The 14,650-nt window shown below is 76.4% G+C and carries 15 protein-coding genes; 12 read left to right on the top strand and 3 right to left on the bottom strand.

Going from position 1 to position 14,650, the window contains the following annotated elements; genetic code table 11:
• Positions 1–37: 37 nt before the first annotated feature.
• Both ACQEVU_RS31475 and ACQEVU_RS31470 read right to left on the bottom strand, forming a co-directional pair.
• Positions 38–373 carry a S24 family peptidase gene (locus ACQEVU_RS31475; RefSeq protein WP_433329900.1) on the bottom strand — a complete coding sequence of 112 codons (336 nt, stop codon included), beginning with the start codon at positions 371–373 and terminating at the stop codon, positions 38–40.
• Positions 374–423: 50 nt separating this feature from the next.
• Positions 424–1,731, bottom strand: a complete 1,308-nt coding sequence (locus tag ACQEVU_RS31470; RefSeq protein ID WP_433329898.1) for a benzoate/H(+) symporter BenE family transporter — start codon at positions 1,729–1,731, stop codon at positions 424–426.
• 63 nt (positions 1,732–1,794) lie between these two features.
• On the opposite strand from ACQEVU_RS31470, the gene ACQEVU_RS31465 reads away from it, so the two are divergent.
• Positions 1,795–2,355 (top strand): helix-turn-helix domain-containing protein, encoded by a 561-nt coding sequence (locus tag ACQEVU_RS31465; protein WP_433329896.1) that lies wholly within the window; start codon positions 1,795–1,797, stop codon positions 2,353–2,355.
• On the opposite strand, the gene ACQEVU_RS31460 is transcribed toward ACQEVU_RS31465, so the two are convergent.
• Complete coding sequence (locus ACQEVU_RS31460) at positions 2,352–2,828, bottom strand: NUDIX hydrolase (RefSeq protein WP_433329894.1); 477 nt, start codon at positions 2,826–2,828, stop codon at positions 2,352–2,354. The two genes, ACQEVU_RS31465 and ACQEVU_RS31460, sit on opposite strands and share 4 nt — an antisense overlap.
• A gap of 47 nt (positions 2,829–2,875) precedes the next feature.
• On the opposite strand from ACQEVU_RS31460, the gene ACQEVU_RS31455 reads away from it, so the two are divergent.
• From ACQEVU_RS31455 to ACQEVU_RS31405, 11 genes are all read left to right on the top strand, one after another.
• Positions 2,876–3,682, top strand: coding sequence for a hypothetical protein (locus ACQEVU_RS31455; RefSeq protein ID WP_433329892.1), 807 nt, complete (start codon positions 2,876–2,878; stop codon positions 3,680–3,682).
• Positions 3,683–3,760: 78 nt separating this feature from the next.
• Positions 3,761–4,375 carry a chemotaxis protein CheW gene (locus ACQEVU_RS31450; RefSeq protein WP_433329890.1) on the top strand — a complete coding sequence of 205 codons (615 nt, stop codon included), beginning with the start codon at positions 3,761–3,763 and terminating at the stop codon, positions 4,373–4,375.
• Positions 4,362–5,735 carry a CheR family methyltransferase gene (locus ACQEVU_RS31445; protein WP_433329888.1) on the top strand — a complete coding sequence of 458 codons (1,374 nt, stop codon included), beginning with the start codon at positions 4,362–4,364 and terminating at the stop codon, positions 5,733–5,735. The genes ACQEVU_RS31450 and ACQEVU_RS31445 overlap by 14 nt, the downstream gene beginning before the upstream one ends.
• Entirely contained in the window at positions 5,732–6,310 is a 579-nt protein-coding gene (locus ACQEVU_RS31440; RefSeq protein ID WP_433329886.1) for a chemotaxis protein CheW, read from the top strand. Before ACQEVU_RS31445 ends, ACQEVU_RS31440 begins: the two co-directional genes overlap by 4 nt.
• Before the next feature lie 2 nt (positions 6,311–6,312).
• On the top strand, positions 6,313–7,788 hold the full coding sequence (locus ACQEVU_RS31435; RefSeq protein WP_433329884.1) for a methyl-accepting chemotaxis protein: 1,476 nt from the start codon (positions 6,313–6,315) through the stop codon (positions 7,786–7,788).
• A complete protein-coding gene (locus tag ACQEVU_RS31430; protein ID WP_433329882.1) occupies positions 7,785–9,764 on the top strand; it encodes a hybrid sensor histidine kinase/response regulator in 1,980 nt (659 codons plus the stop codon). The genes ACQEVU_RS31435 and ACQEVU_RS31430 overlap by 4 nt, the downstream gene beginning before the upstream one ends.
• Positions 9,761–10,810, top strand: coding sequence for a chemotaxis-specific protein-glutamate methyltransferase CheB (gene cheB, locus ACQEVU_RS31425; RefSeq protein WP_433329880.1), 1,050 nt, complete (start codon positions 9,761–9,763; stop codon positions 10,808–10,810). The genes ACQEVU_RS31430 and cheB overlap by 4 nt, the downstream gene beginning before the upstream one ends.
• Complete coding sequence (locus ACQEVU_RS31420) at positions 10,792–12,705, top strand: response regulator (protein ID WP_433329878.1); 1,914 nt, start codon at positions 10,792–10,794, stop codon at positions 12,703–12,705. The genes cheB and ACQEVU_RS31420 overlap by 19 nt, the downstream gene beginning before the upstream one ends.
• A 345-nt stretch (positions 12,706–13,050) precedes the next feature.
• Positions 13,051–13,698 (top strand): hypothetical protein, encoded by a 648-nt coding sequence (locus tag ACQEVU_RS31415; protein ID WP_433329876.1) that lies wholly within the window; start codon positions 13,051–13,053, stop codon positions 13,696–13,698.
• Positions 13,699–13,800: 102 nt separating this feature from the next.
• Positions 13,801–13,932: a hypothetical protein gene (locus tag ACQEVU_RS31410; RefSeq protein ID WP_433329874.1), complete on the top strand. Its 132-nt coding sequence runs from the start codon at positions 13,801–13,803 to the stop codon at positions 13,930–13,932.
• Positions 13,933–14,251: 319 nt separating this feature from the next.
• Entirely contained in the window at positions 14,252–14,608 is a 357-nt protein-coding gene (locus ACQEVU_RS31405; protein WP_433329872.1) for a hypothetical protein, read from the top strand.
• Positions 14,609–14,650 lie beyond the last annotated feature (42 nt).

Raw genomic sequence — 14,650 nt, 5'->3', positions numbered from 1 at the left:
ACGCCGGGCCGCCTGCGCCACCAATGCGCCGGATCGGCTAGCGGGTCTTGCCGGCGGTACGCGGGCGGGGCACCCCGTCGACCGCCGTGCACAGCCCGTAGACGCGGGCGTGGCCGGTCCACCCGTTGACGTGGCCGCGGTTGTTGCTGATCTGCACGCGGCGGTTGGCGTGGTCGACGGCGGAGACGAGGTGGACGTACACGGTGCCGGCGACCCGGGCCAGGACGATGTCGCCGGGCTCGACCGCGGCCGGGTCGGCGGGGGCGACGGTGACCAGGGCGCGGCTGCGGATGAGCGGCGTCATCGAGTTGCCGGTCGGGCGGAACTGCACCGTCGCGCCGCCGGCGACCCGGGCCGCCATGAGATCGAGCATCCCCATTGTGGTTGCAGCGTCGCGCGGACCGCCCCTCTCGCGCGACCCATTTACGACCGCGCCGCCGCGGCCTCGGTCTCGTCGTTGTCGTTCGGCGTGGTGGCCGGCGGGGTCGCGGTCGGCCCGGTGGTGGAGGCGGTGGCGGAAGTGGATGCGGCGGCCGGCGGTGTGACCGACGCGGCGGCAGGCGTGGGCTCCACGGCGGTAGTGGGCGGGCGGCGGCGGTGCAGGAGCAGGGCGGTCAGGCCGCCGGCGACGAGGCCCCAGAACGCGGAGCCGATGCCGAGGATCGTGGTGCCGGAGGCGGTGACCACGAACGTCACGACGGCCGCCTCGCGGCCCTCCGGCTCGGTGACCGCGGACGCCAGGGACGAGCCGAGGGCCGGCAGCAGGGCGAGGCCGGCGACCGCGACGACGAGCAGCGGCGGGGAGAGCAGGACCAGGGCCATCGCCAGGGACGCGCCGAGGCCGAGGGTCAGCTGGCCGGCGCCGAGGGCCACGGTGGCGACCCAGCGGCGGCGCGGGTCGGGGTGGGTGTCGGGGCCGGCGGTCAGGGCGGCGGTGATCGCGGCCAGGTTGACCGCGTGGCCGCCGAACGGGGCGGCGACGGCGCTGGCCACGCCGGTGGCGACGAGAAGGGGGCGCAGGGGCGGCTGGTAGCCGTACGTCGCCATGACCGCCATCCCGGGCACGTTCTGCGCGGCCATGGTGACCAGGAACAGCGGCACCGCGATGCTCACCACCACCGACAGGTTCAGGGTCGGCGCGGTCAGCGCGGCGGCGGGGCGCAGCGCGGCGCCGGACAGGCCGCCGCCGGGGCCGTGCACGGCGATGGCGGCGACGGCGGCGAGCAGCGCGCCGGGGACGGCCCACTGGCGGGCGAAGCGGAACAGCACCGCCCACGCGAGGACGACGGGGGTGGCCAGGAGCGGCAGGTCGATCATCGCGCGTACCGGGGCGGTGCACAGGCTCAGGATCACCCCGGCCAGCATGGCGCCGGCGATCGGTCGCGGGATGGCGGCGATCGCGCGGGCGAGGCCGGGGATCAGGCCGGCGGCGACCATGAGCGCGGCGGCGACCAGGAATGCGCCGGCGGCCGCCGGGAAGCCGCCCGGCACGTGGCCGGTGGCGACCAGCAGCGCCGCGCCCGGGGTCGACCACGCGATCGAGATCGGCATCCGGTACCGCAGGCCGAGGCCGATCGCCGTGGCCGCGATGGCGAGGCACAGGGCGAGCAGGCCGGAGGCGGCCTGGGCGGGGGTGGCGCCGACGGCGCGCAGGCCGGCGAGCACGACGGTGAAGGAGCTGGCGTAGCCGACGATCGCGCTGACGAGCCCGGCGAGGATCGGGGGGAGCATGCCGCGGTACCGCATGAGCGCCTCTCGTCGATCGTTCCGTAAACGGAACGCCACAATAGCCGGGTGGACGGTGCCGGGACAAGCGCGGGCGAGCCGGCGACGGTCGGGGAGCGGCTGCGGCGGCTGCGCGAGTCGCGCGGGGTGTCGCTGTCGGCCCTCGCCCGCGCGGCCGGCATCGGGAAGGCGACGCTGTCCGGGCTGGAGCACGGGACCCGCAACCCCACCCTCGAGACGTTGTACGCGGTGGCGGGGGCACTGGGGGTACCGCTGACGGCTCTGGTCCTTGCCCCCGGGGATCCGCCGGGGGCCGCCGCGGACGTGCGCGGGGCGGCGGTCACGGCGACGCTGCTCGAGGTCCTCACCGAGCCGGGGGCGACGTTCGAGCTGTTCTGGATGCGGGTACGGCCCGGGGTCGTCCAGCACTCGCCTCCGCACGCGCCCGGGGTGACCGAGCACATCACCGTGCACCAGGGGGTGCTGCGGGCCGGGCCGTCGGAGGCGCCGCTGGTGGCGCGGGCGGGGGAGCACGTGACGTTCCGCGCGGACGGGCCGCACCTGTACGCCGCCGCGGGGCCCGAGGAGGTCGTGGCGAACCTGCTGATCCGCTCGCCGCGGACGGACTAGGCCGACCAGGGGCCGGGGCCGTCGGGGGCGGTCAGCGCGGCTATGACGGACGCCAGCTCCGGCGGCTCGAGGCGGTCGGGCAGCGCGGCGAGGCCGGCCGGGTCGAACCAGCGGTGCCCGTCGAGGTTCTGCTGCTCGTCGGGGAGCAGGCCGGCCCGGGTCAGGGCGGGCCGCTCGGCGGCGAAGCGGGCCAGGAAGAAGGGCTCGGGCCCGACGTACCGCGCGCCGTTCCACCGCACGTCGCGCTCCACGTCGACGCGCCGCCCGGCCACGATCGCCGCCGGGTCGAGCCCGGTCTCCTCGCCGAGCTCGCGGCGCGCGGCCTCCAGCGGCGTCTCGCCGGGGTCGATCCCGCCGCCGGGCGGCTCCCACAGCGTCGAGCCGTCGGCCGGATCCCGCCAGTGCAGCAGCAGGACCCGTCCCGCCGCGTCGAGGCACACGACCCGCACCGCCGGCCGGCTCTTCGTCTCCACGGACCCGACCTTATCCGGTACCCCGGCGGCCCGTACGCTTCCCGTAAGTGGCCCTCCTGTTGAAGCTGCTCCTCGCGCCGCTGCTCGTCGCCGGCTCGTCCCTCGCGGGCCGCCGCTGGGGCCCGCCGGTCGCCGGGGTCCTCGTCGCGCTGCCGATCGTCGCGGGCCCGATCCTGCTCATCACGTGCCTCGAGCACGGCCCGGCGTTCGGTTCGCGGGCCGCCGGGTCGGCGCTGCTCGGCCTGGTCTCCCTCGCCCTGTTCGTCGTCGTCTTCGGCCACGCCGCCCGGCGGCTGCGCTGGCCCGCCGCCCTGGCCGTGTCGTGGGCGGCGTGCCTGGCCGCCGACGTCGCCCTGGCCCGCGTCACCGTGCCCCCGCTGGTGGCGGCGCCGCTGGTCCTCGTCGCGGCGTGGCTCGCCGCGCGCGGCCTGCCCCGCGCCGATCCCGCGCGGGTCCCGTCCGGTGCGGCCCGGCCGCCGTGGTGGGACCTGCCGGGCCGGGCCGTCGCGACCGGCGCCCTGGTGCTCACCGTCACCGGTGCGGCGTCGGCGATCGGGCCGGCCGCGACCGGGGTGCTCGCGCCGTTCCCGATCGCCACGAGCGTCGTGGCCGCGTTCGCGCTCGCCCACGACGGCCCCGAGGGCGCGGTGCGGATGCTGCGCGGGGTACCGGGCGGCCTCGTCGGGTTCGCGGTCTTCTGCCTGCTGGTGGCGGTGCTGGTGGCGCGGCTGGGGACGTACCCGGCGTTCGCCGTCGCGCTCGGCGCCACCCTCGCCGTGCAGCTGGTCGCGCTGCGCGCGGCCCGCGTGCATCGACCGGCGGCAGCGGCGCCCGAAACCGGACCCCTGCGGTAGCCGCAAAACGATCATTTGCCGCGTTTGGCGGCATATCCTGTTGCGCGGGTGATCTTCAGGCGGGGCGGGGTGACGCGGATGCAGGATCAGCTCATCTTCGGCGTGGGACGACTGCTGTGCGCGTTGCCGGTCGCCGACATCGTGGAGACCGTGCGGCCGCTGCCCGTGGAGCCGGTCGCCGCGGGCGACGGCGGCGGGGCGGTGCTCGGCGTCGCGGTGATCCGCGGCGAGGCCGTCCCGGTCGTGGACACCGCCCGGCTGCTCGGCGACCCGGGCGCCGCGCCGACGCGCTTCATCACGGCCTCGACCCCGCGCGGGACGGTCGCCTTCGCCGCCGGCGACGTGGTCGGCGTGCGCCCCCTCGCGCCGCCCGACTCGGCGGTGGCGGCGGCGCCGGGCGCCCTGGTTGCCGCGGTCGGCGTCCTGGAGGGCCGCCCTCTGCTGTTCCTCCGTTCCGATGGTGACCTCGCCTTTCCCCAGCGCCCGCCCGGGCAAACCATGCAGATGCCGCACGGCGCGAAATATGCGCACATGTCCGAAAAGTCTGGCGCCTGCGCCGGACTTTTCGGGAGTGCGGCCGGAGTGGCTCCGGACGGAACGGGCCTCTCCGGTTCGGCCGTTGCCGGCCCGGACGCTGCGGGGTCGGGCACGGCGGGCGGCGCGGAAGTGGGTCGGTTCCGTGCGGGGGCGTGACGGGGGCGGGGTCGAGCGGCTGCGGCGGCTGCTGGCCGAGCGGCTCGGCATGGCGTTCGACGACAAGAAGGACTCGCTGCTCGCCGAGATCCTCCAGCAGCGCGCCACCCAGCACGGGCTCACCGACCGCGGGTACCTCGACCGGCTCGCCACCGCGTGGACCGCCGAGCTGTCCGCGCTCGCCGAGGCCCTCACCGTCAACGAAACGTACTTCTTCCGCAACGTCGAGCAGTTCCGCGTGCTCGCCGACGTCGCGCTGCCCGAGCGGGTCCGGCGGCGCGGCGCCGGGGAGCGCATCGAGATGCTGTCCGTGGGGTGCTCCACCGGCGAGGAGGCGTACTCCCTCGCCATGGTCGCGGCCCAGCGGGTGCCCGAGGCGTGCGACACCGCGATCGTCGGGCTCGACGTCAACCGGGGGGCGCTGCGAAAGGCGATGGCCGGGCGGTACTCGCTGTGGTCGCTGCGCGAGACGCCCGAGGCGGCCCGGCAGCGGTGGTTCCGGCCGGCCGGCGACGGCGTCGAGATCGACCCGAAGCTGCGCGGGCGGGTCCGGTTCGTCGAGCACAACGTGGCCAGGGACGATCCGGTGCTGTTCGCGCCGGCGACGTACGACGTCGTGTTCTGCCGCAACCTGCTCATGTACCTGACCCCGGACACCGCCCGGGCCGTCGTCGACCGGGTCACGCGGGCGCTCGTGCCCGGCGGGTTCCTGTTCCTCGGGCACACCGACACCCTCGGCAGCCGGCCCGCGGGGCTCAGCGTGCACCACTCGCACGAGACGTTCTACTACCGGCGCGAAGCCGGGCCGGTCCGGGTCGCGGCCGAGCCGCCGCCGCGGCTGGCCACCGAGAAGCCGGTGACCCGGCCGCGGCCCCGGGAGCGGGCGCTGCGGCTGGTGCAGGAGGAGCGCTTCGGCGAGGCCCTGCAGGTGCTCGACGCGATCGCCGGGGCCGAGGCCGACCGGCCCGACACCTGGCTCGTGCGCGGCTGCGTCCTGGCCCACCTCGGCGACACCGGGCGGGCGGCGCAGCTGTGCCGGCAGCTGCTCGAACGCGACGCGCTGTCCCCCGACGCCCACCAGCTGCTCGCCGACTGCTGCGAGGGCGACGAGAACCACGCCGCCGCCCAGCAGCACCACCGCATCGCCGCGCAGCTCGACCCCGGGTTCGCGATGCCACGGCTGCGGCTCGGGCTGCTCGCCCGGCGCCTCGGCGACCGGCGCGCCGCCGAGGCCGACCTCGACCGGGCGGTACAGCTGCTGCGGCACGAAAGCGACGAGCGGATCGCGCTGTTCGGCGGCGGGTTCGGGCGCACCGCCCTCATCGCGCTGTGCCGGGCCGAGCTGGCGGCCGTGTCATGACCGCCGTCGCGGCGCCGTGGGCCGGCGTCGACCTGCAGGCGCGCCTCGCCGCGCTGCGCACCGACTTCGACCGCTCCTTCGCCGACCCGCCCCGGGCCGAGGTCGCCGGCCACGACGACCTGCTCGCCATCCGGGCCGGCGGCGTCCGGTACGCGCTGCGCCTGCCGCAGGCGGCCGGGCTGTTCCCGGACCGGCCGGTGACCCGCCTGCCCGGCCCGCTCCCGGCGCTGCTGGGGGTCGCGGGCTTCCGCGGGGCGATCGTGCCCGTGTACGACCTGGCCGCCGTGCTCGGCACCCGCGGTACCGCCGCCGGATCATCGGCATCGGGAACCGTCGCCCGGTGGCTCGTCCTGGCCGCCGGCAACCCGCCGGTCGCCCTGGCCTTCGAGGCCCTCGACGGCCACCTGCGAGTGCCCCGCGACGGGCTCGTCGAGGAGCCCGCCGGCCACGGCCCGCACGGCTGCCTGCGCGGCATCGTCCCGCTGCCCGACGGCGCCCGCCCCATCGTCGACGTGCCGGCCGTGCGGGCCGCCGTCCAGGCCGCGGCGGGGCCGGCCGCGGGTGAGGAGCGTTGAACATGGCACGGCAGTGGACGTTCGGGCGGCGCCTCGTCATCAGCTTCACCATGGCGGCGGTGCTCACCGTCCTGACCGGCGTGGTGAGCGTCATCGCGCTGACGTGGGTGAAGAGCCGCAAGGACGACGTCATCGACGTCGGCGTCAACGGGCTCGTCGCCGTTGCGCAGCTGCGGGTCGCGGTCGAGGCCAAGAGCAGCGCCGGGCGGGCGTTCCTGCTCACCGGGGACCAGAACTACACCCGGCTCACGGCCGCCGCCCGGCAGGAGTTCGCCGACGCCGCCGGCCGCGTGCGCGCCACCCTCCGCACCGCCGCGGAGCGCGACCTGCTCGACCGGGCCGTCGCCGGCGAGCAGCGCCACCAGGAGGCGCTGCAGGCGATCTTCGACGACCGGCAGCGGCCCGGGGCCGACCTGAACGCGGTCAGCACCACGTTCGAGAACAGCGTCGCGCCGCTGCGCGACGCCCTGGACCGCGAGATCGGCGCCCTCACCACGCTGCTGGAGCGGGACCTGCGCGACGAGCAGGGCTCCGCCTCGACCCTCGCCGCCGTCGCGATCGGCCTCGTCGTCGGCATGTCCCTGCTCGGCATCGGCTTCAAGGTCGTCACCGGGCTGAGGCTCAGCCGGGCCCTGGCCCGCCAGGTCGCCGGTACCGTCGGGCACATCCGCAGCTCCTCGGCCCAGCTCGAGGCGTCCGCCGGGCAGCAGGCCACCGGCGCTCGGGAGCAGGCGACCGCGATGAACGAGATCACCACGACGATCGAGGAACTGCTCATCACGTCCCGGCAGATCGCCGAGGGCGCCCAGCGGGTCGCGAAGATCGCCGAGGAGACCGCGTCCGCCGCCGGGTCCGGCGACTCCACCATCGAGGAGGCGCGCGCGTCGATCGCCGCGATCCGCCGCCAGGTCGACCTCATCGTGCAGCACATGCTGGAGCTCGGGCAGCGCTCGCAGCAGATCGGCGGCGTCGTCGACCTCGTCTCCGAGCTCGCCGAGCAGACCAACATCCTGGCCATCAACGCCACCATCGAGGCCTCCGGCGCCGGCGAGTGGGGCCGCCGCTTCGCCGTCGTCGCCGACGAGATCCGCAAGCTCGCCGACCGCACCGCCGGCTCGGCCAAGGAGATCCGGGCCCTCATCGAGGACGTGCGCGGCGCCGTGAACACCACCGTCATGGCCACCGAGACCGGCGCCAAGGCCGTCGACGCCGGCACCCGGCAGTTCAACGCCGTCACCGCCTCGTTCCAGCAGATCGCCGACCTCGTCGCCAGCACCACCGAGTCGGCCCGCGAGATCGAGCTGTCGACGAAGCAGCAGACGACCGCGGTCGAGCAGGTCAACGTGGCGGTCACCGACACCGCGCGGGTGACGCAGGAGAGCGAGTCCAGCGCGGTGCAGACCCGCCAGACCGCCGCCCACCTCACCGGCCTGTCCTCGTCGCTGCTGCGACTGGTGAGCGCGGACAGCGGGTCATGAGCGACAAGGACCCGCTGCGGTACTTCCGCATCGAGGCCCGGGAGCTCGTCGAGCAGCTCGGCCAGGGCGTGCTGGACCTGCAGACCGGCGAGGTCGGCGAGGCCGTCGCCCGGCTGCTGCGCCACGCGCACACCCTCAAGGGCGCCGCCCGGGTGGTACGCCAGGCCGGCCTCGCCGATGCCGCGCACGCGCTCGAGGAGATGCTCGTGCCGTACCGCGACGGCGCCGAGCCCGTCCCCCCGCCCGTCGTCGCCGACCTGCTGCGCCGCACCGACGCGATGACCGCCCTCGTCGCCGCGCTGCAGTCGTCCGCCGAGCCGGCCGTACAGCCCGAACCCGGGCCCGAACCGGAGCGCGGCTCCGACGTCGACGACCTGCTCGAGGCCGTCAACGAGGCCCACGCCCGCTTCGCGCTGCTGCGCGGGCAGGCCGCCGGCGTCGAACGCCTCGCCGAGCGCCTGCGCGGCGCCACCGGCGAACCGGCCGCCGCGGACCTGACCGCCCTCGGCCGGCGCCTCACCGAGACCGTCGAACAGGTCGAACGGGAGCTCGACGACATCCGCGGCCGCGCCGAACGCCTGCGGCTCGTGCCCGCCGCCACCGTTCTGGCCGCCCTGCACCGCGCCGTCTACGACGTGGCCAGCACCGAGGGCAAGGCGGTGCGGTTCGAGGGCAACGGCGGCGAGCTGCGCCTCGACCCGCACGTGCTCACCCAGGCCGGCAACGCCCTGCTGCACGTCGTGCGCAACGCGGTCAGCCACGGCGTGGAGCCCGAGGCCGAGCGGGTCGCGGCCGGCAAGCCCGCGCAGGGCCGGGTCAGCGTCGACGTGCGCCGCCGCGGCCGCTTCGCCGCGTTCCGCTGCCGCGACGACGGGCGCGGCTTCGACCTCGAGGCGGTACGCCGCCAGGCCGAGCGGCGCGGCCTCGTCCCCGCCGGCGCCGAGGCCGACGTGCGCGAGCTCATGCGGCTGCTGCTGCAGGGCGGCATCTCCACCTCCGAGCGGGTCACCGGCGTCTCCGGCCGCGGCATCGGCCTCGACGCCGTCCGTGACGTCGCCGAGCGCCTCGGCGGCGACGTGTCGGTGCGCACCGAGCCGGGCCGCGGTACCGAGGTGGAGCTCGTCGTCCCGCTCGCCCTCGTCTCGCTGTCCGGCCTCGTCGTGCAGGCCGGCGGCGTCCTCCTCGCGCTGCCCCTGGACGCGGTGCGCACCTGCGTGCGGCTGCCCGCCGTCGAGGCCGCCGCCGCGGCCGCGGCCGGCGCGTTCGCCCACGACGGGCGGGTCCTGCCGTTCCTGCCCCTCGCCGACGTCCTGCCCGCCGGCCCTCCGCCGGCCGGCGCCGGCGGTTCGGGTTCGGGCGTCGCCGTCGTCCTCGACGCCGGGGCGCGCACCATCGCCGCCGGCGCCGACCGCCTGCTCGGCACGTCCACCCTCGTCGTGCGTCCCTTGCCCGACCTCGCCCCGGCCACCGCGGTCGTCGGCGGGGTGTCGATGGACGCCGAGGGCAACCCGCGCATCGTGCTCGACCCGGCCGGCCTCGCCGCGGCCGCCGCCGGCACCCGCCCCACCGGCGCCGCGGTCCCGCTCGCCGACGCGGTCCCGCCCGACCCGATCCTGGTCGTCGACGACTCCCTGACCACCCGCATGCTGGAGCGCAGCATCCTCGAGTCGGCCGGGTACCGGGTCGAGGTCGCCGCCTCCGCCGAGGAGGCCCTGGAGCGCGTACGCCACCGCCGCTACGCGCTGTTCCTCGTCGACATCGACATGCCCGGCATCGACGGGTTCACCTTCGTCGAGCGGACCCGCGCGGACCCGGACCTGCGCGACGTGCCCGCGATCCTCGTCAGCTCCCGCGGCTCGGCCGAGGACCGCCGCCGCGGCCTCGACGCCGGCGCCGCCGCCTACATCGTCAAGAGCGAGTTCGACCAGGAGGAGCTCCTCGGGCACATCCGCGACCTGGCCGGTGCGCCGGCATGATCCGGGTGCTCGTCGTGGAGGACTCCGCCACGGTACGCCACCTGCTCCGCGAAGCGCTGACGCCCGCGGCCGGCTTCGAGATCGTCGGCGAGGCCGTCGACGGCGCCGCGGCCGTCGACCTGTGCCGCCGGCTGCGCCCCGACGTCATCACCATGGACGTGGTCCTGCCCGTCATGTCCGGCCTCGCCGCCACCGAGCGCATCATGGCCGACGCCCCGACCCCGATCCTGGTGGTGTGCTCGGCCGACCGGCGGGAGCTGTTCACCACGTACGACGCCCTCGCCGCCGGCGCCGTCGACGTCCTGGAGAAGCCGCGCGGCGACGCCTCCGACGACACCTGGCCGCAGCGGCTGCGCACCGCGGTGAAGGTCGTCTCCCGCATCCGGGTCGTCACCCGCCGCCGCCCCGAGCCGGCCGCCCCCGCCGCCGCGCCCGCCCCGGCCGCCACCGCCGTGCGGGCCGTCGTCGTCGGCGCCTCCACCGGCGGCCCCGGCGCCATCGTGCGGCTGCTGCGGGCCCTGCCGGCCGGATTTGCGGTGCCGCTGCTGTACGTGCAGCACCTCGCGGCCAACGAGTCGTTCGCGCAGGCGTTCGCCGGCTGGCTGGCCGAGCAGACCGGGCACCTCGTCGGCTACGCCCGCGGCGGCGAGGCGCTCACCTCGCTCGCCGGCCGGGTCACGATGGCCCCGCCGGACCGGCACCTGGTGCTGCGCGCCGGGCACCTGCAGCTCAGCGCCGCCGAGCCGCGCCACTCGTGCCGGCCCGCCGTCGACACCCTGTTCGAGGCCGCCGCCGTGGACCTCGGCCGGCACGCCGCCGGGTGCCTGCTCACCGGCATGGGCCGCGACGGCGCCGCCGGGCTGCTCGCCATGCGCCGGGCCGGGGCCGTCACCTTCGCGCAGGACGCGGCGAGCTGCGTGGTGTACGGGATGCCGAAGGAGGCCGTGTCGCTCGGCGCCGCCGCGGAGACCCTGCCGCCCGAGCAGATCGGCGCCCGCCTGGCGGCCCTGGCGAACGGAGGTGTCGCATGGCGAACACCGTTCTGATCGTCGACGACAGCCTCACGGTCCGCATGGACCTGCACGAGGCGTTCGAGGACGACGGCTTCCGCACCGTGCTGTGCGCCGGCAGCGCCGAAGCCCTCGCCGCGTTCGAGGCCGAGCAGTTCGACGTCGCCGTCCTCGACGTGCGCCTGCCCGACGGCGACGGCGTCGAGCTGCTGCGCCGCCTGCGCGCCCACCCCCGCCACGGCGACGCGGTCGTGCTGCTGCTGTCCACCGAGGCCGAGGTACACGAGCGGCTGCGCGGCCTGCGCACCGGCGCCGACGACTACGTCGGCAAGCCCTACGACGCCCCCGTGGTCGTCGCCCGCGCCCGCGAGCTGCTGCGCCACGCCCCCGACAGCGACCGCCGCCACATCCTCGTCATCGACGACAGCCGCACGTTCCGCGAACTGCTGCGCCAGACGCTGACCGGCGCCGGGTACGAGGTGACGGCCGCGGCCAGCGGCGAGGAGGGCCTGCGCGTCGCCGCCGCCCGCCCGCCGGACGCGCTGATCGTCGACGGCGTCCTGCCCGGCATCGACGGCGCCACCGTCATCCGCCGCGTCCGCCTCGACGCCGCCCTGCGCAACGTCCCCTGCCTGCTGCTGACGGCCTCCGACGACTACACCACCGAGCTGCAGATCCTCGACGCCGGCGCGGACGCGTTCGTGCGCAAGCAGGAGGACCTCGCGGTCGTGCTGGCCAAGCTCGCCGCCGTGCTGCGCAAGAGCGCCACCGCCCTGCCGCTGCCCGACGCCGGCGGCGCCCGGCCCGCCCAGGTGCTGCTCGTCGACGCCGACAGCGACTACCTGGAGACGATGACCGGCCTGCTGCACGAGGACGGGTACGAGGCCATCCTCGCCCGGTGCGCCGACGACGCCCTGGCGCTGCTGGCGGTACAGCCGGCGGACTGCACGGTCATCGACCTGCACCTGCCGGAGATCGACGGCCGCGACCTGTGCGACCGCATCCGCGCCGTCCCCGGCCTGCGCGACATGCCGGTCATCATCGTCGGCCGCGACGACGCCCTCCTCACGTGCCTGGCCGCCGGCGCCGACGACTACGTGCGCCGCGCCGACGGCCCCGGCACCCTGCGCGCCCACGTGCGCGCCCACCTGCGCCGCCAGACCCTGCACGAGCAGAACCGCCGCATCCGCGACGAGCTGGTGCGCCGCGAGATGGAGGCCGCCGAGGAGCGCGCCGCCCGCCGCTTCGCCGAGGCCCGCGCCGAACTGGTCGAGGAGCTGGAGTGGCGCAACCGCGAGCTGGAGGCGTTCAGCGGCTCGGTCTCGCACGACCTGCGCTCCCCGCTGCAGACCATCCTGAGCTACAGCGAGCTGCTCGCCGAGGAGGCGACGGGCGAGACGGCGAAACACCTGCGCCGCATCTACGGCGCCGCCGGCCGCATGAACGCGCTGATCGACGCTCTGCTGCAGCTGGCCCGCGCCAACCGCGGCCAGATCCAGCGCGCGGACGTCGACCTGACCGCCCTGGCCGAGGACGTCGTCGAGGAGCTGCGCCAGCGCGACCCGTCCCGCGACGTCCAGGTCACGATCGCGCCCGGGATGACGGCCGCGTGCGACGGCGACCTGATCCGCGCCGTGTTCGCCAACGTCGTCGGCAACGCCTGGAAGTTCACGACCCGGACGCCGTCCCCATCCATCGACATCGGCCACCGCGACGGCGTCTTCCACGTCCGCGACAACGGCGCCGGCTTCCCGTCGGACCGCGCCGACCAGCTGTTCCGCCCGTTCGGCCGCCTGCACGACGCCACGGAGTTCCCCGGCACCGGCATAGGGTTGACCACGGTCCAGCGCATCATCGACCGCCACGGCGGCCGCGTGTGGGCCGAAAGCTCCCCCGGCCACGGCGCGACGTTCTTCTTCACGGTAACGTGACGGTGACGGCGCGCATTGAGGCCCATGATCGGTTAGGTCGGCGGGTGTAAGGTCGCAGGGGACCGGAAGCGCGATCGGCCGAACTCGCATCCACGTCCTCGACTCGCTGCACGACACCCGGCCCGCGGTCGGCCCGGCTCGCCTCTCACGCGCGTGCGTCTCCTGGAGGTCCCCGGGGCGCCCGGAATCCCGGGCCCGCGTGACGACCACAGCGGCGGTAGCCTATGGACAGCGCGGGACACCTGGGACCGCCGGGGCGAGGCGCCGCACGCGTGGTGTGAAGGGTTGGTGCAGGACGGCCCGGCGGGGCGGCGCGCACGGGCGTGGGGCGGGATCATCGTGGGCATGCAGCGGACCGCGCTCGTGGCGCTCGCCACCGGAGTCGTGCTCGGGGTCGCCTCGTTCTCGGCCGACCTCGCCGGCGGGGCGCTCGGCGTCGCGCTGCAGTTCGTGGCCAGCACCGGGTTCGCGTGGGGGTGTGCGGCCTTCGCGGCCGCCGTGCTCGCGCGGACGCGGGGCGGGGCCGTCGCGGCGGCCGTCGGGGTGCTGTGCGCCGCGACCGCCTGCTACTACGGGCTCAACTTCGCCACCGGGCGCTGGCGCGTCAACGGGCTGGGGCCCGTGGTGACCGCGGCCGCGTACTGGACGGTGCTGTCGATCATCGGCGGGGCCGCGCTCGGGGGGCTCGCGCACCTCGTGCGCACCGCGCGGGCGACCCGGGCGGCGGCCGCCGGCGGGGTGGTGTGCGGGCTGCTGTCGGGCGCCGGGATCGACATCGTGCTGACGCTGCTCGCCGTCGGGGACCACGGGCGGGAGCGGCTGGCGGCGGGGCTGCTGCAGGCGGTGCTCGGGGTGGGCGTGGCGACCTGGGCGTACGCGCGGCGGCCGGGCGCGCGGGCCTGGGCGCGCTACGCCGTGGCGGCCGGGGTCGCCTGCGTTGCGGGCGCGCTGGCCTGGGGAGCCGTCGAAGCGGTGCCGGTCGCCGGGTTCTGAGCCCGCCACGCCGTCGCGGCCGGGGTCGCCTGCGTCGCGGGCGCGCTGGCCCGGGGAGCCGTCGAAGCGGTGCCGGTCGCCGGGTTCTGAGCCCGCTACGCCGTGGCGGCCGGGGTCGCCTGCGTCGCGGGCGCGCCGGCCCGGGGAGCCGTCGAAGCGGTGCTGCGTGAGCACGGCGGCAGCCGCGCCGCCGTGCTCACGCAGAGCGCGCTGCAGGTGCTCGCCGGGTTCTGAGCGTGCTACGCCGTCGCCTGCGTCGCGGGCGCGCAGGCCTGGAGGGCCGCCGAAGCGGTGCCGGTCGCCGGGCTCTGAGCGCGCACGACGGCGGCGCGAGATGCAGCCTCACGGGACAACGAACGCATCGACCAGTACCGTGTCGCCCGCGCAACCCAATCAGGCGCCCGGCGGATGGCCGCCCCCGCAACGCGGCCCCGCCCCGGCACCCGGGTTCGCGCCGCCCCATGCAACCACGCAGTGGGCGGCTCCACAACTCCAGCCGCCGAAGGCGCGCCGCGATGGGCGTGGGGCGCTCATCATCATCCTGCTCGTATGCGTGGGCGTGCCGGGCGCCATCGGGGCGGTGTACCTCACGAAGATCGGGCTCGCGTGCGCCGTCGTGACGGGCCCGACCGCCAAGCAGTTCGCCGGCGGCGTGCCCGGCGAGCCGACCACCGGCGCGTGGACGACCGGCTGCAACTGGACCATGGGCGGCGACTTCCGCTTCACCGTCGAGCACAAGCGCGGGTTCCGCGACAGCATCGACGAGGCCACCCGGTGGTACGGCTCGGTGCAGAACGAGGCGGCCCAGCGACGTTCCACGGCGAGGACACGTGGGGCCCGGGCGACGTGGCCTACCTGGCGTGCGCGTCCAAGATGGCGGCGTCGGGCAAGACCCGGGCCGACACGCTGACGCTGGTCGCGCGGACCGGCAACGTGGTCATCCGGGTCGCGT

Origin of the sequence: Dactylosporangium sp. CA-139066, from assembly GCF_050936175.1 — a bacterium.
In the GTDB taxonomy this organism is placed as follows: domain Bacteria; phylum Actinomycetota; class Actinomycetes; order Mycobacteriales; family Micromonosporaceae; genus Dactylosporangium.
This window is presented reverse-complemented; position numbering and strand designations above follow the sequence as displayed.

What these genes read in the sequence shown, in the direction of transcription:
- ACQEVU_RS31475 (WP_433329900.1), bottom strand. Translation starts at nt 373, where the DNA reads ATGCTCGATCTCATGGCGGCCCGGGTCGCCGGCGGCGCGACGGTGCAG.
- ACQEVU_RS31470 (WP_433329898.1), bottom strand. Translation starts at nt 1,731, where the DNA reads ATGCTCCCCCCGATCCTCGCCGGGCTCGTCAGCGCGATCGTCGGCTAC.
- ACQEVU_RS31450 (WP_433329890.1), top strand. Translation starts at nt 3,761, where the DNA reads ATGCAGGATCAGCTCATCTTCGGCGTGGGACGACTGCTGTGCGCGTTG.
- ACQEVU_RS31440 (WP_433329886.1), top strand. Translation starts at nt 5,732, where the DNA reads ATGACCGCCGTCGCGGCGCCGTGGGCCGGCGTCGACCTGCAGGCGCGC.
- ACQEVU_RS31435 (WP_433329884.1), top strand. Translation starts at nt 6,313, where the DNA reads ATGGCACGGCAGTGGACGTTCGGGCGGCGCCTCGTCATCAGCTTCACC.
- ACQEVU_RS31430 (WP_433329882.1), top strand. Translation starts at nt 7,785, where the DNA reads ATGAGCGACAAGGACCCGCTGCGGTACTTCCGCATCGAGGCCCGGGAG.
- cheB (WP_433329880.1), top strand. Translation starts at nt 9,761, where the DNA reads ATGATCCGGGTGCTCGTCGTGGAGGACTCCGCCACGGTACGCCACCTG.
- ACQEVU_RS31420 (WP_433329878.1), top strand. Translation starts at nt 10,792, where the DNA reads ATGGCGAACACCGTTCTGATCGTCGACGACAGCCTCACGGTCCGCATG.
- ACQEVU_RS31415 (WP_433329876.1), top strand. Translation starts at nt 13,051, where the DNA reads ATGCAGCGGACCGCGCTCGTGGCGCTCGCCACCGGAGTCGTGCTCGGG.